20 protein-coding genes are annotated in these 24215 nt (G+C 61.4%); 2 read left to right on the top strand and 18 right to left on the bottom strand.

The window, feature by feature from the left end; all coding sequences use genetic code 11:
- Positions 1-15: 15 nt before the first annotated feature.
- The 4 genes from ACA067_RS11330 to ACA067_RS11315 form a co-directional block, all read right to left on the bottom strand.
- Positions 16-1653, bottom strand: a complete 1638-nt coding sequence (locus ACA067_RS11330) for an ABC transporter substrate-binding protein (RefSeq protein WP_497461830.1) — start codon at positions 1651-1653, stop codon at positions 16-18.
- 254 nt (positions 1654-1907) lie between these two features.
- Positions 1908-3182, bottom strand: a complete 1275-nt coding sequence (locus ACA067_RS11325) for an NAD(P)/FAD-dependent oxidoreductase (protein ID WP_497461829.1) — start codon at positions 3180-3182, stop codon at positions 1908-1910.
- Positions 3183-3224: 42 nt separating this feature from the next.
- Positions 3225-3893 (bottom strand): haloacid dehalogenase type II, encoded by a 669-nt coding sequence (locus ACA067_RS11320; RefSeq protein WP_129444761.1) that lies wholly within the window; start codon positions 3891-3893, stop codon positions 3225-3227.
- Positions 3894-4406: 513 nt separating this feature from the next.
- A complete protein-coding gene (locus ACA067_RS11315) occupies positions 4407-5879 on the bottom strand; it encodes an aldehyde dehydrogenase family protein (protein ID WP_497461828.1) in 1473 nt (490 codons plus the stop codon).
- 242 nt (positions 5880-6121) lie between these two features.
- Between ACA067_RS11315 and ACA067_RS11310 the strand changes: the two genes are divergently transcribed.
- The gene (locus ACA067_RS11310) at positions 6122-6979 is read left to right on the top strand and encodes a GNAT family N-acetyltransferase (protein ID WP_497461827.1); all 858 of its coding nucleotides are present in this window, start codon (positions 6122-6124) and stop codon (positions 6977-6979) included.
- Between the two features lie 55 nt (positions 6980-7034).
- Positions 7035-7748, top strand: a complete 714-nt coding sequence (locus tag ACA067_RS11305) for a cupin domain-containing protein (protein ID WP_497461826.1) — start codon at positions 7035-7037, stop codon at positions 7746-7748.
- Between the two features lie 75 nt (positions 7749-7823).
- Here ACA067_RS11305 and ACA067_RS11300 read toward each other — a convergent pair whose 3' ends face one another.
- The 14 genes from ACA067_RS11300 to ACA067_RS11235 all read right to left on the bottom strand — a co-directional run bounded on the left by ACA067_RS11300 (position 7824) and on the right by ACA067_RS11235 (position 24163).
- On the bottom strand, positions 7824-8222 hold the full coding sequence (locus ACA067_RS11300; protein ID WP_497461825.1) for a DUF6124 family protein: 399 nt from the start codon (positions 8220-8222) through the stop codon (positions 7824-7826).
- Positions 8223-8483: 261 nt separating this feature from the next.
- Positions 8484-9602 (bottom strand): OmpA family protein, encoded by a 1119-nt coding sequence (locus ACA067_RS11295; RefSeq protein WP_497461824.1) that lies wholly within the window; start codon positions 9600-9602, stop codon positions 8484-8486.
- Positions 9603-9617: 15 nt separating this feature from the next.
- Entirely contained in the window at positions 9618-10064 is a 447-nt protein-coding gene (gene tssE, locus ACA067_RS11290; RefSeq protein ID WP_497461823.1) for a type VI secretion system baseplate subunit TssE, read from the bottom strand.
- Positions 10065-10067: 3 nt separating this feature from the next.
- Positions 10068-10604, bottom strand: a complete 537-nt coding sequence (gene tssJ / locus ACA067_RS11285) for a type VI secretion system lipoprotein TssJ (RefSeq protein ID WP_497461822.1) — start codon at positions 10602-10604, stop codon at positions 10068-10070.
- On the bottom strand, positions 10585-11682 hold the full coding sequence (tssG, locus tag ACA067_RS11280) for a type VI secretion system baseplate subunit TssG (protein WP_497461821.1): 1098 nt from the start codon (positions 11680-11682) through the stop codon (positions 10585-10587). Before tssG ends, tssJ begins: the two co-directional genes overlap by 20 nt.
- Positions 11646-13415 carry a type VI secretion system baseplate subunit TssF gene (tssF, locus tag ACA067_RS11275; protein ID WP_497461820.1) on the bottom strand — a complete coding sequence of 590 codons (1770 nt, stop codon included), beginning with the start codon at positions 13413-13415 and terminating at the stop codon, positions 11646-11648. The genes tssG and tssF overlap by 37 nt, the downstream gene beginning before the upstream one ends.
- Positions 13416-13438: 23 nt before the next feature.
- A complete protein-coding gene (tssA, locus tag ACA067_RS11270; protein ID WP_497461819.1) occupies positions 13439-15025 on the bottom strand; it encodes a type VI secretion system protein TssA in 1587 nt (528 codons plus the stop codon).
- On the bottom strand, positions 15022-18387 hold the full coding sequence (locus ACA067_RS11265) for an ImcF-related family protein (protein WP_497461818.1): 3366 nt from the start codon (positions 18385-18387) through the stop codon (positions 15022-15024). The genes tssA and ACA067_RS11265 overlap by 4 nt, the downstream gene beginning before the upstream one ends.
- Complete coding sequence (locus tag ACA067_RS11260) at positions 18384-19547, bottom strand: KPHS_23130 family T6SS system protein (protein ID WP_497461817.1); 1164 nt, start codon at positions 19545-19547, stop codon at positions 18384-18386. Before ACA067_RS11260 ends, ACA067_RS11265 begins: the two co-directional genes overlap by 4 nt.
- A gap of 3 nt (positions 19548-19550) precedes the next feature.
- Positions 19551-19817, bottom strand: coding sequence for a PAAR domain-containing protein (locus tag ACA067_RS11255; RefSeq protein WP_497461816.1), 267 nt, complete (start codon positions 19815-19817; stop codon positions 19551-19553).
- Positions 19818-19984: 167 nt separating this feature from the next.
- The gene (locus ACA067_RS11250; protein WP_497461815.1) at positions 19985-20758 is read right to left on the bottom strand and encodes a hypothetical protein; all 774 of its coding nucleotides are present in this window, start codon (positions 20756-20758) and stop codon (positions 19985-19987) included.
- The gene (locus ACA067_RS11245; RefSeq protein ID WP_497461814.1) at positions 20755-21528 is read right to left on the bottom strand and encodes a hypothetical protein; all 774 of its coding nucleotides are present in this window, start codon (positions 21526-21528) and stop codon (positions 20755-20757) included. Before ACA067_RS11245 ends, ACA067_RS11250 begins: the two co-directional genes overlap by 4 nt.
- Positions 21529-21557: 29 nt before the next feature.
- Entirely contained in the window at positions 21558-23597 is a 2040-nt protein-coding gene (locus tag ACA067_RS11240; protein WP_497461813.1) for a lipase family protein, read from the bottom strand.
- A 179-nt stretch (positions 23598-23776) separates the two neighbouring features.
- Positions 23777-24163: a DUF7079 family protein gene (locus tag ACA067_RS11235; RefSeq protein ID WP_497461812.1), complete on the bottom strand. Its 387-nt coding sequence runs from the start codon at positions 24161-24163 to the stop codon at positions 23777-23779.
- Between the last annotated feature and the right edge of the window lie 52 nt (positions 24164-24215).

The following is a 24215-nucleotide window of genomic DNA, read 5'->3' as shown; positions in this document are numbered from 1 at the left end:
CAAACCCATCGCGGATCAAGCGTCCAGCCAGACCTGCTCGGCGAACATGTAGCCCATGAAGCCGCCCAGCGGGTTGCTGCCATAACCTTTGATGCGCTGGTCGACGCCGTCGATGTTGCTGATGAACACCGGCACGCCGATGCCGCTGTGGTCATGCACCAGGGTCTGCATGTCGGCGTACATCTTGCTGCGCTTGGCGTCGTCGGTTTCACCCCGGGCGAGCATCAGCAACTGGTCGAACTGATCGTTCTGCCAGCCGGATTCGTTCCACGGCGCTTTGGATTGGAAGAACTGCGAGAACATCACGTCGGCGTTCGGCCGCGGGTTGATGTTGCCGAAACTCAACGGGTGCTTCATCCAGTGGTTGGACCAGTAGCCGTCGCTCGGCAGACGTTTGACGTCGAGCTTGAGCCCGGCCTGCTTCGCCGATTGTTGCAGCAGCACGGCGATGTCCACCGAACCGGTGGCGGCAGGTGATGCAACCAGCGGCATGCTGATGCTTTCCATGCCGGCCTTCTTCAGCAGGAATTTGGCTTTTTCCGGGTCGTAGACCCGCTGCGGCAGGTCGGCATTGTAATAGCGCGAACCGGGGGAAATCGGATGGTCGTTGCCGACCACGGCATAGCCACGGAACACCGCGGATTTGACCTGTTCACGGTCCAGCAGATGCTTCATCGCCTGGGTGAATTCGGCGCTTTTGCCCGGCATCTGGTCCTGGCGGATGATCAGGTCGGTGTAGTTGCCAGACGGCGCATCGACCACCCGATGCTTGGCGCTGGCCTTGATCCGTGCGGTCGAGCGCGGGTTGACCTCGTTGATCAGGTGCACATCGCCCGACAGCAGCGCGTTGATCCGCGACGGTTCGTCGGCAATGGCGATGAACTCGATCTCGTCCAGGTACGGCAGGCCAGGTTTCCAGTAGCCGGTATTGCGCGCGGCAATCGAGCGCACGCCGGGTTTGAATTCCTTGACCTTGAACGGCCCGGTGCCGATGCCCTGGTTGAAGTCGGTGGTGCCTTCTGGAACGATCATCAGGTGCGACACGGCGAGGATCGATGGCAATTCGGCGTTTGGCGCGCTGAGGCGGATCTGCACTTCGTTGGGGCCGGTGGCCTTGATTTCCTCGAACTGCGCCATCAGCGGCATGACCTTGGAACCGGTCAGCGGGTCCTTGTGGCGTGACAGCGAATACACCACGTCGGCGGCGCCCAGGGTCTTGCCGTTGTGGAAGGTCACGTCCTTGCGCAGGGTGATGGTCCAGAGCGTTGCATCGGTATTGTCGATGCGCTCGGCCAGTTCCAGTTGCGGCACCAGGTGGCTGTCGAAACGGGTCAGGCCGTTATAGAACATGAAGTGACGCACGTAGTCGGTGGACAGCGCGCCCTTGGCCGGGTCCAGGGTGTCGGCGGTGGAACTGGACATACCGGCGACGCGGATGCGCCCGCCCGGCTTGCCTTTGCCCGGGGTGGCGGCTTCTTCGGCGAACAGTTTGCCGGCGGCGCCGAACAGGCTGCCGGCACCCACCGCCGCGACGCCGGCCACGCCGAGCATCTGCAAGGCATTGCGGCGCGACATGCCGCGATTGAGGCCTTCGAACACCCGCAGGCTGTCCTGGCCGGAGATCAGTTGGGAGTCGATCTTGTTGTCAGTCATATCAGTTGTACCTGTCGATAATCAGAAGGTTCGTGTCCGGTCTCGCCAATACAAGCCATTTTTGGCGAGTGGCTGTTGTTGCCAGGCAAGGCGCCGCGACGAGTCATAGCTGGCTATGGCGAGGAGCGGCAACGCAGCATGGCGACAACAGACGCCGTCAAAAGTGGCTTGTATTGGCGAGACCGGACACTCAGTGCTCGCGGATGTCCCGAGCGTCCTGGAAACACAAACGACGGTGACGCCACAACATCAACTCAATGCAAATAATCCTGGAATCGGTACCAGGCGCCCACAAACGGCAGGAACCAGGGTTTGCCGAAATGGCCTGGAATCGCCGGCCATTCCAGTTCGCGCCAGGGGTTGGCCTCGACCTTGCCGGCCATGACGTCAGCCATGACCTGGCCCATGTGCACCGACATCTGCACCCCGTGGCCGCTGTAGCCCATGGAGTGATAAATCCCGCCGTGCTGGCCGGCCCGGGGCAAGCGGTCGGAGGTCATGTCCACCAGGCCGCCCCAGCAGTAATCGATCTTCACCTTGGCCAGCTGCGGGAACATCTGCACCATCGCCGCTTGCAGCACTTTGCCACTCTTGGCGTCGTTGACACTGTCGGACATTGCAAACCGCGCACGGCCGCCGAACAGCAGGCGGTTGTCCGGGGTGAGGCGAAAATAGTTGCCGATCATGCGGCTGGTGACATAGGCGCGCCGACCGGGCAGCAGTTGGTCGATCAAGGCCTGCGGCAGGACTTCGGTGGCGATCACGAAACTGCCCACCGGTACGATCCGCCGCCGATACCAGCCCAAGCCGCCGTGCTGACAGGCGCCGGTGGCCAGCAACACTTGCCCGGCGTGCAGCGAGCCCTTGCTGGTGTTGACCTGATAGCCGCCAGCCTTCGCCTTCCAGTCCACCACCGAGGTCCCTTGATGGATCAAGGCACCGTGACGTGCCGCCGCTTCGGCCAGCCCGACGCCGAAGCGCCCGACGTGCATCTGCACGCCGTTGCGCTGCAACAAGCCACCGTGGAACTGCGCCGAATTTACTTCGGCGCGGGTCTGCTCGGCGGTCAGCAACTCGACATCGGCATCGACTTCCTTGCGAATCAGTTCGCAGGTGCGCGCCAGGCCTTCGTAGTGCATCGGCTTGGCCGCCAGTTTGAGCTTGCCGTTGCGGATCAGGTCGCAGGCGATTTGCTCCTGCTCCACTAATGAAACGACACTCTGCACGGCGCTTTCGTAAGCCTGGTAATAAGCCCGCGCCTTGTCGGCACCGAGGCTGGCGCTGAGCCCGGCGTAGTCCTGGGCCACGCCGGTGTTGCATTGGCCGCCATTGCGCCCGGAGGCTTCGCCGATCACCCTTCCGGCTTCCAGCACCACCACACTGGCGCCCTTCAAGGCCAACGCCCGAGCCGCCGCCAAACCGGTGAAACCGCCACCGACGATGGCCACATCGACCTGCCCGGGCAAAGCGCCGGGCTGGGCACCGGTGAAGGCCGGTGCGGTGTCGAGCCAGTAGGATTCACTGCCCATGTCTGATCCCTTATGTGGTTAAGAGTGCCGTTACCGTTCGACTCAGAGCCCGACCAGCGCCGCCAGACCACCGATGTCAGTGATCTGCTGGTAGCCGTAGAAGGCATTGGCCGGAACCTCGTGACCACGGGCGACGAACGCCTTGTTCTTGATCTTCATGTCGTGGGCCGGCATCAGGTCGTAACGGAAGCTGGAGGACACATGCAAGATGTCTTCCGGACCGCAGTTGAGGTTGTCGAGCATGTACTCGAACGCGGCCAGACGTGGCTTGTAGGCCTGGGCCTGTTCGGCGGTGAAGACCTTGTGAAACGGTGCGCCGAGCTTGTCGACGTTGGACATGATCTGGCTGTCGCTGGCGTTGGAGAAAATCACCAGAGGGATCTTGTCGGCGATTTTCGACAGGCCGGCCGGCACGTCCGGGTGCGGGCCCCAGGTTGGCACGGCGTCGTAATACAGCTGGCCTTCGTCACGGTATTCGATGCCCCAGCGTTTGCAGGTCCGCGCCAGCGCGGTCTTGAGGATTTCGTCATAGGGCATCCAGTCACCCATGACCTGGTCCAGGCGATAGGCCGAGAAGTCCTTGACGAACTGATCCATCTGCTCGGGCTTCACGCGATCGGCGAACAGTTCGCGGGTCATGGTGCCCATGTGGAAATTGGTCAGCGTACCGTAGCAGTCGAACGTAATGAATTTGGGGCGAAGAAAGCTCATTGAGTGCGGTCCTGAAGTTCGTTGAGGTCATGGCGTGACAAGCATTCGCTCCATTTTCGGAGCCGTGATGCAACGCTGCAGCACACCGTCATTACAACACCGTGAATTCAGCAGATGGCGTTAAAAGCGACCTTCGCTCGATACAAACCACCGTTTTGGTACCCGCCCTCAGCAGACTTTGCGGCGCGCTCCAGGCTTGGGCGAAGCCTGTATTTGTGCGCTCTTATGGGACTTTACGGGACCATCGGGGGCGAACGCGCGGGCAATTGCCGCAGAACCTGCGCCGGGTGGAACGAAAACGGGCGCTTCCCTACGAAAGCGCCCGTAAATGGCATGAAACCTGTAGGAGCAAGCGGTGCGATCCGATCGTTCCCACGCTCTGCGTGGGAATGCCTCTAGGGACGCTCCGCGTTCCGGCCTCTGTGCCGGCGTCACGCCTGACACCGTTGTGACGCAGAGCGTCACGGGCTGCATTCCCACGCAGAGCGTGGGAACGATCGGTGGTAAAACACCTCACTGCACGATATCGATCAACACACTCTTGAAGCGCAAGTTGGCCTCGAAGGCTTCGCGTCCCAGGTCTTTGCCGATGCCGGAGCGTTTGTAGCCGCCAGTCGGCAGGATGTAGTCGTTACTGCGCCCGTAGCGGTTGACCCAGACGGTCCCCGCCTCCAGGCGCCGGACCAGGCGCAGGGCACGATTGATGTCGGCCGTGTGCACGCCCGCCGCCAGGCCATAGGTGGCGTGGGCCGCCAGGCTCAAGGCCTGCTCCTCATCATCGAACGCCTGCACGGTCAGTACCGGGCCGAAGATTTCTTCGCCAATCGCCGGGTTGTCGTTGTCCAGGCCGGTGAGCAAGGTCGGTCGGTAGTAGGCGCCACCCAGGCCCTCGAACAACCCGCCACCGGTCAGCACTTCGGCACCGGCCTGGCGCGAGCGCTGGACGATGCCATCGATACGGCTGGCCTGCAGCCGGGAAATGATCGGCGACAGCGTGGCCTCGGTTGACCAGGTCGGCCCGGGACGCAGTGCTTCGAAATACGCCTGCAGATGAGCAACGAAGGGTTCCATGATCGAGCGCTGGATCAGCAGCCGCGAGCCGGACACGCACACCTGCCCGGCGTTGCCGGTAATCGCCAGTGCCACGGTGCGCGCGGTTTTCGCGATGTCCGGAACATCGGCGAACACCAGTTGCGGGCTCTTGCCGCCGAGTTCCAGGGTGACCGGTTTCGGCCCCACCAGCGCGCAGGTCGACATGATGCTCGAGCCGGTCGCCGTGGACCCGGTAAAGGTCACCTTGCCGACCCGCGGATGCCGACACAGCGCGTCGCCGGTGGTGCGGCCATCGCCCTGCACCACGTTGAAGATCCCCGCCGGAATGCCCGCCTGCAACGCCAGCTCGGCAAAGCGCAGGCTGGAGAACGGCGTCAACTCCGAAGGCTTGAGCACCACGGCATTACCCGCCGCCAAGGCCGGCGCGACTTTCCAGGAAGCCATGCTCAACGGGAAATTCCACGGCGCGATGGCGGCAATCACGCCGTAAGGTTCGGCGATCTGCAGGCCCAGGCGATCGGTCTGGGTCGCCGCCACCTGGCCGCCATGCTTGTCCGCCAGCTCGGCAAAAAAACGAATGCCTTCGGCGACATAAGGAATATCCCAGGCGATCACGTCTTTATGTGGACGGGTCGACCCCAGCGCTTCCAGCGGCGCCAACACGGCCGCGTCGGCTTCGATCAGATCGGCCCAACGACGCATCACCCGCGCCCGTTCCCTGGGCGGCCGACTGGCCCAATCGCTGCGGTTGAACGCTTGCCAGGCATCGTTGACCGCCTCGTCCACCAGCGCGGCATCGGCAATCGGCAACTCGGCATACACCTGGCCATCCGAGGGCCGCACCACCTCCAGGCCGGGTTGAGCGTCGCGGTATTTTCCACCGATGAAATGAGCGCTGTGCACAGCGATGAGACGAGGATCGAAGCTATCCATGGAGCACTCCAGAAGAGGGACGGTGAGTCGTGAACCCAGGCCTCCATCGTAGAAAAAAAGCCCAAGCATTTGCTGCCGACCTTGCCGGGCAATTAAGTAGGAAGTGTGGTCTTGCCGCCTCTGCCTTGCGGAATCTGCCGAATGCTCGGCCCCCCCTTGTCAGGCTTTCGTGCAGATGGGATACAGGCAGCATCGCACTGGAAATCCGGTCGCTCGCGCACATTGTCCAACGGAGACTCGCCATGTCCGCCTTGCAACAACCTGCTTATGTCTATCGCCCGATGACCGCCGCCGACCTGCCCTCGGCCCACGCGTTGTCGGTGCAGTTGAAGTGGCCCCATCGCCTGGAAGACTGGGCAATGTTGCAGCGGGTCAGCCATGGCTTCGTGGTGCTGGACGGCGAACGCCTGATCGGTACCGCGTTCACTTGCCCCCAGGGCGGGTTCGCCACCATCGGCCTGGTGATCGTCAGCGACGACTACCAGGGCAAGGGCATCGGTCGCCAGTTGATGGAACAGGCGCTGGATGCCTGCCAGTCCCGCACGCCGATGCTCAATGCCACGCTGGCCGGTGCGCCGCTTTACGTAAGCCAGGGGTTTGTCGAGTTCGGGCGGATTCAACAGCATCAAGGTCAGGCGCAAGGCCCTGTCCCCGAGCCGCTGGCAGCCAACGAACAATGCCGCCGCTTGCACGCCGATGACCGGGCGCAACTGCTGGCCCTGGCCAACGCCGGCAGCGGGCTGGACCGCCAAGCCGTGCTCACGGACCTGTTCGAGGGGGTCGAACATTCAGTGGGGATCGAGCGTGACGGCCAGTTACGCGCCTTCGCCCTGCTGCGCCCTTTCGGCCGTGGTCGCTGCCTCGGCCCGGTGATCGCCGAGAATGTCGAACAGGCCAGGCACCTGATCAGCGTGCTGCTGGCCCAAGTGCCGGACGCCTTCGTGCGCATCGACATTCCGGCGGACTGTGGCTTGGGTCAATGGCTGGAGCAGGCCGGCCTCAAACAGGTCGACACGGTGGCGCAAATGGCCAAGGGCACCCCACCGCAAGCGAGCGCAAACGTGCGGCAATTCGCGGTTGTCACCCAAGCCATCGGCTGAACGCCGCACGCTATCCAATCCCGTTCACAGCTTGTTTTCATGGAGCGTCATCCGCATGTCCCACCCTACCCTTGTGCTGTTGGCGCGCGCCGACGGCAGCCCTGTTGCCACGTCATTCACCACAGCGCCCTTGAGTGCCGCCGACCCGTTCCGACACGGTCGTCAGATCGCCTACAGCGACGCCGATGGCGTGTCGGCGGGCATCGTACAGATCGACGCCGCCCTATCGATCGATCAATTTCCCCACACCGAAGTCATGGTCGTGCACGCTGGACAGGTCGTGCTGCACAGTGACGGGCAGACGCTGGAACTGGGCGTCGGCGCCGCTGCCGTCATCGGCTGCGGCACGGTATTGCAGGTGCAGGTTCAACCCGGCACCCGCTGGGCCTTCTGTGCAATCACCTCTCCCGTTGCCAAGCCGGCACCCGGCCTGACCATCCTCGACCCGCTGGCCCTGCTCTCGCCGTCGGCGGCACCGGAGCCACAGATTCTGATCGGCCCCACCCCGCAATGCCGCTCACGCAATGCCTTCGAAGATGACGCGACCGAACTGCGCGTCGGCGTCTGGGACTCGACGTCCTACCAGCGCCATGGTCGGCCGCACAAACTCCATGAGTTGATGCACCTGATCGAAGGCAGCGTGACTTTGCAGGCCCCGGACGGAAGCAGTCTGACAGTCAACACCGGCGACAGCGTGTTCGTCCCCCGGGGCGCGCCATGCGCATGGACCAGCACCCGCTACGTGCGCAAGTTTTACGCCGTCAAGTAATCCCGCCACGGCCTTTCACTGGAAGCGGTATTGATCGTTCAAGCGCTGGACCGGGAGTACACCCAACCTGATCCGTCAGTTGTTCAGCAGCGGTTGAGCCTTTTGCGGCGGCGCCACATTGTCCAGCACCCGATTCACCGCCAGTTCACCCAGCATGATGACCTGCTGAACCGCCAGCATCGTGTTGCGCTGAGATCCGTCCACCAGCCCGGCCAGATCGCTGACCATGGCATTGGCCGACGCCAGCAATTCGCAGACCTGGGCCAGCAGCGTTTCGTTGTCGACTTCGGGGGCAACGATAAAAATCATCGCCGGTTTGCGCGGATTGCAGGCGTATTCGGGAGCGGCGGGTTTGAGGTAGTGGTCGAGAGCCCGGTCGGCGGCCTGGTGAAATTTTTTCGAATCGCCAGAGAGGTACGGAGAGGTGCTCTGCACCGTTGATGGCTCGGGGGTCTTGAGTATGTCGTCGGGCATGGTGGCTCTCTGATGAGTGATGAGAGCTACCACGCTAACCGCCGCACTTCCGACAGCCAACCCTAAAAATACGTCGGACATTTCCTGTATTTCCAGCTTGTTTTAATCGGCTGCGGGAAGCCTACAGCCGAAAATACACGCATTTGTCGGAGCTTGTTTAATCAGCGGCAAAATGCCTTCGCGCAGCCTACAACATTTTGTGTCGTTGCCTACAGTTGCGCCAGAATCCACCGACTTTTTCTGCGGGCTGCCACGCCTTTTTCAGCTTCCACAGGCCCCCTCTTGCGGCACCAGATGGATATCGACACGGCGGTTGGCCGCGCGTCCGGACTCGGTGTCATTGCCGGTGATCGGCTGGCTGGCTGCGAGTCCCTGGACAGCAAAACAACGGTCCGGGATGTCGCCCATGCGTTGCATCCAGTCACGCACTGCGGAGGCGCGGGCGCGTGACAGCGCAAAGTTCTGTCCGGCATCGCCCGTGGCATCGGAATGCCCGGCGATGACGATCAGCCAGCCTGGCCGGGCCTTGATGCCGGCCAGGGCGGTGATCAGCACTTTGGTCGAGCCGGATTTGAGCTCGGCGCTGCCGGCATCGAACAGCATCAGACTGTCCAACTGCACGGGATCGGCGGGCAAGCGATCGATGTCCTGGCCTGCCAGCCAATGCTTCCACCCCAACCAGCTGGTCAAGGCGATGGCAGTCGCCACTGCGAACAGCCACAGGGAAATCCGACGCCTTTTGGTTTTCTGCTCTGAAGTTCCCGCTTCGAGCATGCGAGGGGGCGGCAGGATCACAACCGGCATCGAGAATGCCGGTTCGGGGAACCTCGTCGACAGCTGCACTGTTTCGCCCGCAGCAGTGCTTTGCTGCAAGCGTCGCATCAGGCTATCGACCTGCTGGCGCAGACCCTGCAGCGTGAGCATCGGGACTTGAGCCTGAGCGCCCAGTCGCTGGTTCAAACGGCTCAACTCGGTGTCCAGATGGACCAGTGCCGGCAAGCTCCGCGTATCCATCAACAAGCCGCGCAGCAAGGGCTGCCATTGAGCGAACAACCAGTTCAGGATATCCAGGCGCAGCGACGCCACAGGCGGCCACAAGCGTGGCCATTCGCAGCACAGTGCATCGATCAATCCCACGCCTTCCACCAGGCCTGCCAGGCCTTGGCGATGGCTGCGCGCCAGCGCGTAAAAGGCCGCGGTTTGCAGATCGGCCCCATTGTTCTGGAACAAGCTCAGGCACAACTGCTCCACCTTGACCCAGCTCACGTCCGGACACGCCGGGTGGCTCAATTTGGCCAGTTCATCACGCAACGCCATGTACTCGCCCAAGCCGCGCGGATCACCACCCGTGCGTATACGCATTTCAAACAACGCCGTCATCCAGCTTCCCTTCCGTTACAGGTTCGTGGCCGACAGATAGTTCTGCCGCTTCAGGTGACGCACCAGCACTCGGCCCTCGGCCGCCAGGGTGGTACCGAAGGTTACTCGCTGCCCCGCTTTGAGCTGCACGTCGAGGGCGTATTCCAGATGACCCGGTTGCACCTGCGGCAGCAGTTCGATGTTCACCGCCGCCAGGCGCGGTTCGTACTTGAGCACGGTATCGCCCATGCTTCTCATCAACTCATGCGCCGTGCCAGGCAAGCCCTGGAGGATCAGGCCCATATCCGGCAGGCCGTAATCCGGCAGATGACTGAGCGCGCCCGCCCGGCTGTTGAGGATGCGTTGCAGGTTGTCCAGCACCGACAGGGTGTGCTGGTCTTCTTCGCCAACGCGATACAGGTCCAATTCGCCGTCGAAATTCTGCAGCAGCATTTCGTAGAGCGAAGGATTGAAGTCGGTCATCGGTTATTCCTTAGCCAGCGGGCGCAAGGTCAGCAGGTTGTCTGCCAGCTCGATGACCCGAGCCTGGTCCGGATCCAGGTCATCACGGGTCAGCGTCAGGCGCCACGTCTTCAGTTGACTGTCGGGTTGGCGGAACAACGCGACCACCGCGACGGAGCGCGCGTTCTTGTCCAGCGGTACGCTCAGTTGCGCCCCTTCACCCGGCTTGACCACCACGGTCCGTTTGTCCAGCAGATCCGCGCTCAGCAGCCGGTCGTCATGGCTCAGCAAACTGTCGTAAGTGGCCTTCTCCAGCACCTTGCTGTCGCTGAGTTGGTACACCCGAATCAGCGTGGCCATCGACAATGCATTCATGTCTGCCCCATCCGTGTTTATCGATGCCCGACCACTAAAGTCCAGGTGCAATGTTTTCACCTGCTTGTAGAAGATCGTACTGGCGGCGGATGTGGTGGTGTCTGTCACTGACTGGGTCACCCCACAGCCGGCGAGCAATGCACCCAGCGCAACGACCATCGATGATTTAAAAACCGTACGTGACATGGTGTATCTCTCTGTCCTGGGAATTTTTCGAAAGGCCCTGGTATCGGCCCAGATTGAGGGTGATGGTGTCGTGCGCCCCGACTTGCCAGGCGTCACTGCCCAGGCCCAGCACAGCGGTCATGCCCAGCCGTACCGAGGCTCGCCCCAGCACCGGCGTCGGCAGGCTGCGCAGCGGTAGCGACAACTGCAGCTTCGCAGTGCAACGCCAGCCCAGGTACACACGCAGCAGCACCCGCAGGTCGTTGTGCAACTGACCACCCGGCAGCCAGCCACGGGCCTCGTCTGCATCCTCGGTGAACAGCGCCAGGTGCAACTGGCTATTGGCGTCATGCCCGACACTGCCCAAAGGCGTGCCCTGGGACAGACTCACCGGGCGATGGCTGCACAGACTCGCCGGATGCGCCAAAGGGATTTTCTGCGGCCAATGGGGCGTCACCCGTGCCCGGGTCGCGGGGGCCAGCAGCTTGACCAGCGCGATGATGCCTTCGGCATTGCGGGTGGGCAGGCGCATCACGCTGAGCAGCGCCAGGAAGCGTGATACCGGCGTGGCAATCTGCCGGGCGGTGCCGGGAATGCCCAGGCCGATCAACCCCAGCAGGCATTGCGAGGTCGCATCGGTGCCGCCCGCCTCGAACGTGGCCGGATAAGAGTACTTGCGCCAGATACGGTAGAACTGGGTAAAGATCCGGTGGTTGAACATATCGAGGAAGGCTTCCACTGCCTCATGCCCTTCCCGACGCTGGGCGATATCGTCGAGAAAAGCCGTCGGCATCGGCGAGTCGACCCCGTACAACCCGAGCAGGCGTGTGCGCACCGTTGCCGGACGCTGCGGATGATTGTCACTGGTTTCGATCGCCTTCAATTCCCCGGCAGGAAAGCCCATGCCAGGGTCGGGCCGAAAGCGTACCGGGTCATCCGCCGGATGCGCCGTGCTACCCAATGGCGGATGATCCGGCAAGGCCTGTTCCAGCAACTGGCAGAAACGATACAGATTGGCCTCGGCCACCCGCCCCTGCAGTCCTTCCAGTAATCCACTGGCTTTCAGCCGGGAATACGCTGACTGTGGTTCTCGTTCCATCGCAGGCACTTTCCAGTAGGTTGGAGGATCAGCGTGAGCTGGTTGAATAAATGAATGTCGGCGTACAGGCTGAAGAAGCGATGGAGCATCTCGCCGAACAGGCTGATGTCGCCCTCACCGGAAAAGCCATTGGCGTCCAGGGTGACTTCGATATCCACACCGCGCAGCAGAAAGCCTTTTTCAAAACGCTGGATCAGGTGGTGACGCACCTCGACGATCGCCGCCAGCCGACGTCGGTTCAGCTCGCTGCCCGTCCAGTCATACAGCGCCAGGGTGCCGCGCAATACTTCGGCGTTGTCGAGCATCGGCAGGAAGTTCGAGCCCAGGTGGCTGAGCACGCGCCAGTGAAAACGATCGCGGTTCGGCGGGTAGCGCGGCAAGGTCGGCGCACACAGGTTGCGCACCCGCAAGCCGGTCTGGGTGGATTGCACCAGGGTATCGAGCAAGGTACTTTGCAGGGCCTTGCGCGGGAGTTGGCCGTGGGTGCCGGTCAGGCGCAACGACAGGCTTGCGCCTGCAAGCAGCCGATCCTGGTCAAAGCCCTCGCCGCCCAGAATCAGCCAGGTGTCATGCAGGCCATTGGCGCCCCGCTTCAAGCGCGTGTGGAAGTAATGTTCGGGCGCCTCGTCGCGCAGCATGCCGCCCTTGTGGCGAAAGCTGGTGAACGGCACATAATCCTGGCGCTCGGTACTCCTGGAAGAGGTGACCTGATCCACCGAATAGATTTCGGTATGACCGTCCTGCAGACGCATGGGGCGAAGCAGGTAGTCGGTTTGCAAAGGTGCCAGGTCCAGCGGGTCGGACTCCAGGGTGAACAGATTGATCACCGGCACCGCATGCAGGCAAATGTGCCCGGCGCTCAGGTTGAACGCTTGAGGCCATGGCTGGCCAAGCACCACCTCCAGTTCGAACCAGGGTGTACCCTGGGTGATGTTCAACCGCTCCAGCCCGCAGAGGGTCACGAACATGAACTTCTCGCGGAAGGTGAAATACTCCAGCAGCAACTGATACCCGCTGAAGGCGCTGTCGCCTTTGGGCCACAGACGGTCCTCATCGGCGAACCCCTTGGGCACAAAATGGCCTTCCAGTAACTGACGGTCCGTTTGTCCTGGCATTCGTACGTACATTGCCTGGGTGTTGAGGGTCAGTGCCTGGTGCAGCGCACTTGCCAAGGGCGCATCGGCATTCAAGTACAGCGGCAGGCGACTCAGGTCGATCTCGCCCCAATCGGCCATCGCGCCGCAGGCAAAGCGCAGCCGCAGCAATGAGCGTCCGTCGGGCTCATGTGCCAGGCGCACAGACTCCACGGCCAGTGGTTGCAGCATCAGGTCCTGGGTGGTGGTGTAGCGGCATTGAGTGCGATGCGGGCCGATGGGCTGCGACAGGACTTCGAAGCCCGTGGCGATCCGTTCGCTGCGCTTCATCTCCTTGAGATCGGGCGCCAGCTCAACGATCGACAGCGATGGAATGGTGCGCAGGTAATGCGGCCACAGCAGACTGACCAGGCCCTCGGTAAGCTCCGGCAAGTCATCGTCGAGCTTCTCGCGCAGCCGTCCCATGAGGAAAGCAAAGCCCTCGAACAGGCGCTCCACATAGGGGTCGTGTGCGCCCGCCTTGTCCAGGTTCAGTTGCGCCGCCCGGTCCGGAAACGCTTGCGCGAACTCTTTGCCAGCCTCGCGCAGATAACGCATCTCGGCGTCGAAATAACGCAGTGTCAGATTGTCCATGCTCAAAGAAAAAATCCTGATGAATGAGGTTAGCCGCAGAGCACTGCGGCACGTACCGGATCGATGGCCACCAGCGCCGCCAGCAGCGCCTCCATGCGCCGGGCAAGGGTGGGTTTGTCGGCATCGTTGCGCTGTGCTTTCAAGCGCAACAATTTGAGCAGGCGGGCCTTGACCTCGAAATTCAGCTCGGGCTCCCACTCGGCCAACGCCTGGCGCTGGGCGGTGGCGTCCAGCTCGCCCAGCAGGTGGATGGCCAGATCGCTTTTGCCATATTGCTCGGCCACCCGCGCCATCAGCAGACGCAGCAACCAGCGCTGCCGTCCGGTGTGTATGCCGGGGCGCGCGGCCAGCCAGGCCAGCGCCTGCTCGATGCCGTCGCTGTCGGCCTGGGCCAGGGCTTCACCTTCCAGTGAAAGGATCTCGGTATCCGCGCCGGGCGCTGCGACGGTCGGTGCCGGTAACCACTGCTGGGGATGATTGCCGCTGACGTGCCGGGCAATCCACTCCCGGGTGGTCTCATCGGCGAAGGGTGAGCCGTCGCTCCAGCACAAGGCTTCAACGCCCGGCAGGCGCTCGATGAACATGCCCAGATCACGCTTGGCCACATCGGCCCAGCCGTCCTGCGGTGCGGGTTGTTTGCTCAGCGCCTGACAGGCATACCACTGCAGGTCCAGCCAGAAATGGTTCACGCCCTCGGCGTACATCCGCTCGACTTGATCGAGCAATTGCGTCCAGCTCTGTTGCAGATACAGGCGCTTGAGTTGTGCTCGATATTCGCCACGAGGCGCAGCCAGGCGTGTTATGCCATTGGCGTCCTGGGGCGGCGCCTGATGCACAGTGTCCCAGCGCAGGCTCTTCATCAGGCGGTGAGCCGCCAGCCAGCCCAGGGGTTGCTCGCGCAGATAACCGGCCAGGGCTCTGCCACTGTCCAACAGGTCGCGGCCGGATTTGATTGCTGCCGTGTTGGCCATGGTCGTTTGCGCACTGGACTCCTGACTGGCGCTGTTCTGCGGCACCAGTGCGTCCACCCCGCCGGACTGCGCCAGACGCGCCGACAAGGCGCCATACAGTGCGCCCAAGGCGGGCCGTTGCTCCGGCGGCCACGCTTCAAGCCCGCGTTCCAGCCAGGCCAGCGCCGCCACTGTGCGCTCAGCCTCGTCCTTGACCACTTCCGGAAACAGCGAAAGGCTGTCCAGCACTTTGCCGCTGGTCAGCCACTCCAATGCCATCTTGCGGCTATTGGGACGCGCGGGCAGCACCTCGTCGGCGAAGCGCTCCAGCAGAGCAGCCAGCAGGCCCAGACCGTCAGCCAACCCGGTCTCACCGTCTTTGTGCAAGCGCGCCCATAAGTAGTAGGTGGCGACGCGCAGGTCCTTGCAGCGTTGGGTGATGAGTTTCTCTGCCAGTTGCTCCACCTGATCGACATCGGCGCCAGACAGCTTGTTGACCTCTTCACGCATGCGCTGGAAGTCATCGTCGTAGCCCGGATCCTCACCCACGGGCAAGTCCGTGCTGATCGGTTGCAACCAGGCTTGCCAACGCTCGGCTTGCAGGTGGGCCAGGGAAAGGGCATCGCGTTCGCCCAGGCATCGGGCGATTAATGTACGCAGGCTCATTTGATCCTCCTCATCTGCACATCGGCGACCGCCTGATCGCCCTCACTCAGAAAAATCTGCGCCGGCAACTTGAAGCTGCGCAGCTTGAGCAGCGCCAGCGGCCCCGCGTCCAGCTCGGTGCGCAAGTGCCAGGTCAGGCCCAGGCCGTCGGGGGCCTTGAGGACGACGCGGTAGTGGCTGCCGCCATCGTCCAGCGGGGTGATTTGGGCTTGCTCCAGCAAGCGGATCAGGCCCCAGGTGCCCTGGAAGTCACCGAACAGCCGTTCATTGGCCTGCACGCTGGTCCAGGTCAGGCTGGTGCCCGGATGGCTGCTGAAGCCGGGCCAACTGAAGCGCTGCCAGCTTTCCTTCTGGTTGAAGTACTCGTGTTTCTCGCCATTGAGCACGAAGGTGGTTTGCACCACGTCGCGCACCGGTTTACCGCGCAGTTCGAAACTCAGGCCCATGCCGCCGTCGGTGTAGAGCACGTCGGCCAGGTGGCTGAGCTGATTGATCGCCGTGAGGAACTGCGGGTTGAAACGCAAGCCCTGGCTGTGCCGGGAATCGGCCACCCAGCGGCTGCCTTCCTTGCGCAATACGCCGCCCAGTTGCTGCTGCAGAAACTGGTCGATGCGCCCGGAATCGGCGCGGATCATCTGGCCCAGCATCGGCAAGGAGGCGTCGCTGGCGGTGGCGGCGAAGGGGTAGCGGCCGGCGAAAGCGCTGTGCCAGTCGCTGACGATCGCGCGTTGCCACTGACGGTTGAGCCCCGCCGCCGAGGGTTGGAGCACCCGCTGCCAGGCCTGGTCCAGCGGCTGCACGAACAGTGTCTCGCCGACCTGGCCCCACTCGGCGCCGAGGCTGGCGGCAAGCAGGCTGCCGTAGGACTGGGTGTCGGTGAGGTCGACGTTCTTGCCCTGGAACACGCTCTGCGCCAGGGCTTGGGTCATGGCCTGCGGGTCGGGCGCGTTGTGCACTTGCTGCAGTTTCAGGCGCACCCGGGTAACGCGGTTGAGGAAGGCCTGCAGGCTCAACCGATCGCTGTCGCTGCTGCCTTCGGCGTCTTTGCCCAGCAGGGCCAGCAACGGGCCGAAGGTCGCGTCCAGCGGACCGCTCGGTCCCTGCAACTGCTGGTCGATCGCCGGCACCGGGGCCTGGCCGACCAGCTTCTGTGCGGACTTCATCAAAGAATCGGCCAACGCCTGGCCGCGGACGCCGGCCTGACCCTGGTAGGCCAGGGTGTTCATCAGCGCGATCAGCGGCGACTGGCGCACGTCGCTCATCAGCGTCAACTGATCGATCACCTCGCCCAGGCTATCGGCCGGCTGCCATCGCAAACGGTTGAGAAAATCCAGCCAGGCGCTGGCGTAGTCCTCGAAGTAGCGTTCCGTCAGGCGCGCTCTCAGCACGTCCGGGGTCAGGTCGGCATCGAGCTCGGTGGGGTGGTCGCTGAGTACCCAATCGATTTCCTCGCGCCGCGCCTCGGCGACGGCCTCGATGGCCTGGCGCACCTGGCCTTCCCAGGCCTGGCGGGTGAACACGCCGGGGACGCTGGCCCGGGTGGCAAACAACGCGCCGGCCTCGGTGTCGCCGACCATCTGCGCCAGGCTCAAGTCCGGGGTGTGATTGGCCGACGCGTCGAGCACCTGCTGGTACAGGCTGGTTTCGGCATTGCGCTGGCCCAACTGGCCGAGCAGCACTTGCCGGGCCTGGGCGACCAGCTTCGGGTCGGCCTTGATGCGCCACTCGGGATGCGCCGCCAGGTGCTCGGCGTAGAACTGCCACAGGCTCGGCGACAGGCCTTGCCAGAGACCTGGCGATATTTCGGCGCGCACGGGTTCGGCGTCGATTAACGTCTTCGCCAGGAAGGCCGCGTCGGTTTTGTCCGGGTGCGCCAGCATCAGGTAGGCCTTGAGCTGGTCGTAGGCCTCCCGGGCCCGTTGGGCGCGTTCAGGGCTGCCCGGGGGCAGCTTGACCAGGGCGCTGAGTTTCGCCTGCAGGTTGGCGGCGGCCGGGTCGCGCAGCAGGCGGTGGTTGGCTTCGACATAGCGCGGCCACAGGGCCTCGAGCATGTTCTGGTTCTGGTTCAGGCCGAAGCGCTGGTACCAGGGGGCGCCGTGTTGGGCACGGTAGTCCAGGCGCGCCAGTTCGCGCATCAGGTCGTTCAGGGCCAGCAGTTGTGCGTCGCCCTGCCCGGCTTGCTCGAGCGATTCCAGCGCGCTTTGCACCTGGGCGATCTGCACGCGGTTGGTGGCGAAGGACAACAGCAGTCCGGCGCCCCACACCGTGGCCAGGCTCAGCAGCAGGACATAAGCGATACGCGGAGGACTCCAGCCCAGACGGCGACCACTGGCAGCGGGGTCGCCGAGCACGCCATGCCAAACCGGTTCTATCAGCCAATCGTGTTTCTGCAGTGACGGTGCTCGCGTCAGCGGCAGGCTGAACCACAGCCCGCGCAACGGCACGCTACGATTGAATTCGCCGAACCAGGGTGCCAGCGCCTGACGCCAGCGGGCAATGCCCTCGACCTGCAGATCGCGCGACAGGCGCAGCAGGAAGTCATGCTTCATGTCGCCGTGCATTTGCGCCCAGCCTGATTGGCGCAAGGGCACGATCAGGTTGTCCAGGCCGGTTTCCAGGGCCAACGCGGTGAAGCGTGAAGGCAGGCTGCAACCCACCGCTTGGGTCGCGCGTTTCGGCTGCGCCCACTCACTGTCGCAGACCTGCCATAGGTGCAATGGCAATTGCCAGCCCAGCGTCCGGGCCAGTTCCCGCAGGCGGCGCACGCCGGTGCCCATCAGGGCCGTTTCGGCGCTCTGGCTTTTGTTCAATGCCCAGACCACGCCATCCAGGCCGCGCCAACGGCTGAGCTGGCGCCATTGGCCAAGGTTTGCCTGATCGGGTTCGCCTTGCAGGCTGCCGCCCCACAGCAGCACCGTGTCCTGGCCTTCCAGCCACGACTGTTGTTCGGTCAGGCCGGGGGCGATGGCCTGGATTTGCTCGTGTTCGCCGACGACGAGCAGCAGGCGGACTTTGCGGCGCCAGAAGAAGCCGTAGTACTGGTGAAGGTGGTCGTGCAGTTCTGTGGGATCGAAAACCGGGCGACGCGGCAGTACCAAGCGCACGTCCTTCTGCGGATAGACCTTATCCGTCAACCCCTGCTCGCGGTGACTTTGCCGCTTGAAATGTATCAACAGGCGGGGAGTCTGAACCCCCACCAGAACGATGGCGACGATCAGTAAAAAGGCCAATAGCTTGTGATGGTTTTCTACCAACCCGACCCGTTCACCATAACCCCAAATCGCCCCCCCCAAGGCCGCGACCAGCGCGCTGAACCAAACCGCCGCGCCGATATGCCGCCATGCATTACTCCCGGTCTTCATGCCCCCTCTCCTGTGCTGACGGTACTGATCCAATGCTGCGATTCTTCCTGGGCAAGCACCAACAGAGGCCGCTGCTGATGACGTGCGATTTCCACTCCGAGTGCTGCCACCAGCCAGTGACTGAAAGGGCCCGGCAATCCGCACAGAGATTCCTGAATCCACTGCTGCTCCACGTTCAGCGAAGCACCGTGAGCAACGCCGGCCGCAATGATCTTGCCGGCCAATGGCTGCCAGCCAACGCTGTCGGCCAACAGCGCCGTCGCCTGGCATGCATTTGTCTGGGTTTTCAGGAACAGCGGCAATTCGCTCTGCAGCGCGTTGACGTCCAACGGCATAGGGCGCAACAAAGCCCCCGTGACCGGCAGTTCGCACGCGAGCGCCAGGCTGTCTGGACACAGCAGCATTGCCGCCAGCCCATCGGAATACGCCGTCTCGCCGTGCACCTGTAAGACGACGATCAGCTCAAAGGTCGAGCTGGCTGTCTTCAGCTTTTCGTCGAGCCACTGGTACGACAATTGCGCGGCCAAAGTGACCGTAGCGGGTTGCGCTCGGGGTGTCGCAGAGGCCCAGCTCTGCTGCCAGGCATTGCGCAACGCTTCGTATTGGCCGGGCTCGACATCGCTCAATAAGGTGACCCGCAGTTCATGCTCCGCAGGCAAGGCCTTCAAGGCAGGGCCCAGCGCCGGTAACACCAACTGCAACCCGGCCTGCGCGCGTTCCTCCTTTTGTGCTGGCAGGGCCGCAATGCGCCGCGCCTGCCCGGTACGGGGTGGTAAATCAAGAGGGCCTTGAGTCAGCACACTGGCGGACACCTGGTCCGGCAGCAGCACACAACTGGCCTGCACCGCCAGGTAACGCTGCGCCCACTCCTGCCAGGCCCATTGCGCACCTTGCGCCTCCTCTTCGAGGAACTGGTGATGACTCAAGGCCCCACCAAAGACATAAGCGCGAGCACCGAAGGCCAGCACCCAGACCAGCAACGGCGAGCCGGACACTACCCAGACATTCAGCGCTTGCAGTTGTGGCAGTCGCTCGGAGGCGAACAGCAGGAACAGCAGCACGCAGGCCAACGCCGCAACGCCTGCCGCCAACACCCATCGGCCCAGGACAGGACGCGCTGGAGCTGCCACCACCTCGGGTGGTTGACGATCCCAACCCATGGCTCAACCCACCACGCATTCGGAAACGCTGGAAACGACCTGACAGCCGCATTCGCACAGGCAGCCGTTGACGACCATCGCCCGGCCATCCTCGGACCACTCCGCGCAGCCTTCCACAATCGCATTGACCCCGTGTCCCGGAATCGGACAAATGACCAGATCGCCCACCAAGGCCACCGGCTTGCCCTGAATGATCGTCGTCGACGAGGCCGATATCACTTCTCCACCGTGGGTAGTTGCATCACCCAATAGAACAAATGCCTGAGACATATTAATTAACTCTCTCTTTATGCACTGAACATACTTAATTCAAACGCCATGACTGTCAGAGCATTAAAGTCCCGTAGACTTCAAATAATCAGTGACCGCCAACCAATATAAAAACAAGGCCTTCTTAAACACTATTGAACACTACGTAGTTGTAAGAAAACCCAGCCTCATTTTTTGCTCTCCGCAGCCAAGCGCAGGGCCTGCAGTTTGCGGAAATCCGGAGTTGCGCGGGCTACAGCCTCAAGGCTGCCATCGGGATAAGTGAATATTGCATAATTACCCTTCTTCTTAACCTTAGGACCTACCGAGCTAACCAGAAAGTCAGAGTGTAAGGTAGGTTCGAAGTACACCCGCCGTGCCTGCAATGCCTGATAACCTAGATAGATATTCCCCTCACCGGCTAAGCTGACACGTTTACTGTATCCACCTAAAAAGTTCTCTTTTAGCCAAGGGTAGTAATCCTTCTTGATTGTCAAATCCCCATTAACTTCTATTCCAGTTCCACCGCGTGGCGAGTTGTTTTTATCAAATACAACTACAACACCTCCTCCGGCGCCAGAGCTAACATTTTCTCCAAAGCGAGTCGGATAGCCATAGGTGACACCAAACATCACATTGCTCAATCGCCACTGGCAAGGCCCGCCTCCGTTCACCGCCAACTTGGCTTCGTAGAGATCGCTCTGCCCCTGACGCGCAGGTTGCACATCGGTACTCTGGTACCCGTCGCGCTTATAAGGTTGCCCACTGGCGGTACGATCGGTGAAGGTGCAAAGGGTCGAGCGATACATGACCTGCATGGTCTCTGCTACGAGTTCCTTGGGGACCTTCACCGTCACGGTGATCAGTTCGCTGTCCGCAGGGGGCGCGAGGCTGTAATCCTTGGCGCAACCGTTCAGACTGAAGAACAAAGCGATAAATGCGGCGGGAAGAGTCCGTCTCATGGTTTGTTCTCCGCAGCCAGGCGCAGGGCCTGCAGTTTTCGGAAATTCGGTCCCCCGCGACCATCGGCCACAACACTGCCATCGGGATAAGTAAAGGTGGTGTGATTACCTTTTTTCTTTACCTTCGGCCCGGCTGAATAGATCACATAGTCGGAATGCAGGACAGGTTCGAAATACACCTGGCGGGCCTGCAATGCCTGATAGCTGAGATAAATATTGCCTTCGCCTGCCAAACTTACAGTTTTTTTGTAAGGTCCCAAAAACTCCTCATCGATCCAAGGGTAGTAATCCTTCTTGATCGTCAAATCCCCATCGACTTTTATCGGCAGCCCGGAACTTCTCATGGGACGGTTGTGATCAAACTTCACCATAACGCCGCCTCCTGCTCCGTACGTCACCCCCTCTCCAAAGCGAGCAGTATCTCCATAGGCGACACCAAACATCACATTGCTCAAATGCCACCGACACGCACCACCGCCATTCATTGGCAGCCTGGCTTGATAGAGATCACTCTGCCCTTGACGTTGCAGTTGCACATCAACGCCGTGACGACCGTCCAGCTCAATGCGTTGACCACTGGCACCGTGAGTGATGCCTTTACAGGTGGCCGAGCGATACATGACCTGCATGGTCTCTGCTACGAGCTCCTTGGGCACCTTCACTGTCACTGTGACCTGTTCGCTGTCGGCAGGGGGGGCCAGGCTGTAATCCTGACCGCACCCACTGAGGCTGAACGACAGCGCAAATATGACGACGGGAATCCTAAGCATGGTCATTTCCTTTGCCGTGTTAACAGGGCTTAACTGTATGTTTTTTCGTAATAGGCCTGCGGGTCGGCCACGGCATTGAAGCGCCTTAACGCCTCGGCGCCGCCGTCGATCTGCTGCGTTACATGCAATGCCTGATCGGTCAGCTTCTGCAACTCCAGGAACACGCTGTTACGGTCGAACTCATCCGTGGGAGTGCGTCCGTAGTGGTCCTTCATCTGCTGTTCAAACTTGCGTCGCAGCACCTGCCGCTCCAGTAACGGATCGCGCGCCGGGTCGATCGACTCCAGCAGCTGATTGTGGATATAGGGTTGGTACTCCGACATGAAGTGATCGCCAATGCTCAGCATCCTGCCCACCTCGGGGTTGCCGTTATCTGGGAAGAATCTGGCCCGGCTCTCCGCGTTCAGCGAGGCGTTCAAGCGCTTCTGGGCTTGCTCGGAATGCTCGTCATCTTCCTTGCTCAGGCTAGGTATCAGGTACAACTTGGCCTTTTCCGGCAGGCGACGGGTGATGGTGCTGCGATAGGGCTCGCCATTTGGATTGCGATAGGCAGGATAAGGCGTGATTTGTTGGTCGATGTGCTGCTCAGCCCTGAAGAACATCGCAATTTCGCCGTGATGGCTGAAGGGATCGCCGTGTTTGAACATCGCATTGGCCAGTACCTGGCGTGCCGACCAGGTAAAACCTAGCAACGTACCCATCGGGCCATACAGGTCGTATAGATAATTGTCCAAAGCAGCATCGGGCGGCACACGGGGGATAAGGTCGGTGTCATTGACATGACGGAAGTGCCACAACTTGTTCAGGTACAGCACAGCCTTGAGGGTGAAGGTGCGCGGCATGCCGTAGGTGTACAGCAGTGGATTTCGTTCTTTCAGAGAAGCTGCATGGACAAGTCCCAATGCACCGCCCAGGCTATGACCACAGATGAACAGCTCCTTATGTCGAGCCTCTCCAGGAATCATTTCGCCCAGATCCTTGGCATAAATCTTTCTGGCTATTTCAAACGCATCGCGAAACCCCAAATGCACACTACCCTCCGAGGTCAGGCCAGCGCAGGGCACTTTCGTTTCGCAGCTAGTCTGTACTTCCGGCTTGGTAGGGCGAAACGTCAGGTCGGTCACCAAGTCGGTGAATGGGTACTTCATCTCTGTGCCCCGCCAGGCGACCAGGACCTGGGATGCACTGATGGCGAAGAACAGTTGGGTATTGCCTTCCGGTGGATCGGCCTTTTGTGTGTCTAGCATTAGTGCTTGGGTATACCGTTGACTGAAGGACACATCGGTTACCAGGCAGGGCCAATTCTGCCCGTTGTCCCATACCCGTGGTGTACGTGACAGGTCCAGGCACTGCTGCAGAAAAAACTCCTCAGCCGAACCAAGTTCCGTCTCTGACTGCGAGCTGTAAGCCAGAATACTCATCAACCCCAGGTTGTAGGCATTGACCAGGCTGTACTCGGCCTGGTGGTGCAACACCAGCGACCAGGCGCGAAACGGGCAGACTTCGAGCACATGGCGGCGGCCCAACTGATCGTCGCCCAGGGTAAAACCGCTATATGTGCGATCAGGAAAATGGAAGGCCGGAAGCTGACTCGGGTCGGCCAAGGGTGGGTCGAAGTCCGGCTGTTTATCGCACAACTGGCCAATGCGCAGGTAGTGATAGCCATGACCTGCCGCGAGGGCCTGTTGTTCGATGGGCGAGAAGCCTGAGCGCTGCGGACCATGCAATGGGGTGCGATCACCCACGCCCGGTCGGGGCGGCTCGGGTCGCTCGGCACGCAAGCGACGGGTCTGCAACTGCTCGGCCAACGGGCCGGCCTCCATCAGCAGGGTGATGGGTAGCGGGTGCAGGCCGTCGAGGCGGATCACGCCCTGGGCATCGCTCTGGCCGGTATACACCGGCACGTAAGCTGTGCGAGTGGCCTCGTTCACCGCCCGATAAGGCATGTTCGCCAGAGGTTCGCCCTGCTCGTCCAGCAGCTGAAATTCGATCCAGTACAGCTTCGATTTGCTCCCAGTCACAGTTTTGTTTGGGTTGAGGGTGTCCGTACGGTGCAGAGCGTCGTTCATGTCAGTCCTTTAATACTTACGCGGGCTGTTGAAACAGCAGCAGCCACGATTAAACCAGGCCCAGTTTTCTTCTAAAGAAAATTGAAAATAATTTGATTACTTCCGAAACGGCTGCAGGCCAAACAGCCACACAGTCCCCCAGAATAAATAAAGCCCTCTTGCTTTCATTTCCCCTCCCCCTATTTTTCATATACGTCATCGGCGAACTTTGCTTTTTCGACTTCAGCCTTTATTTCAGTCCATACACTCTTGCACATTAGCCGAATCACCCACCTAACCACGGCAGACATACATTTTTCCGCGCACCCCTGCCTTGCTCTCTTATGGATTAAGATTTCGATATCAGCGACAAGCTGTGCCTCATCGAAAAACCACCAAATTGGAGGCGCTGGCGTTAACATATTACTAATGCACACAGGAGCGACTCTTTCGAAAAAAGCGAACTCAACTTCTTCAATTGAGTAATTTTTTGCCACACTGACGATATCCCTGCAATCAATTTCGTTATCGACGAACACATATGATAAAGCCGCCCATAGCTTTTGTTTATCTAATTGCTTTTCCACTTCGTAAGCTCTTCGATTTCATCGTCAATCGAATCAGTCCTTTAATACTTGC

Source organism: Pseudomonas sp. LBUM1674 (assembly GCF_059695635.1).
Note: the sequence above shows the minus strand (reverse complement) of the source record. Positions and strands in the feature narration are given on the sequence as shown.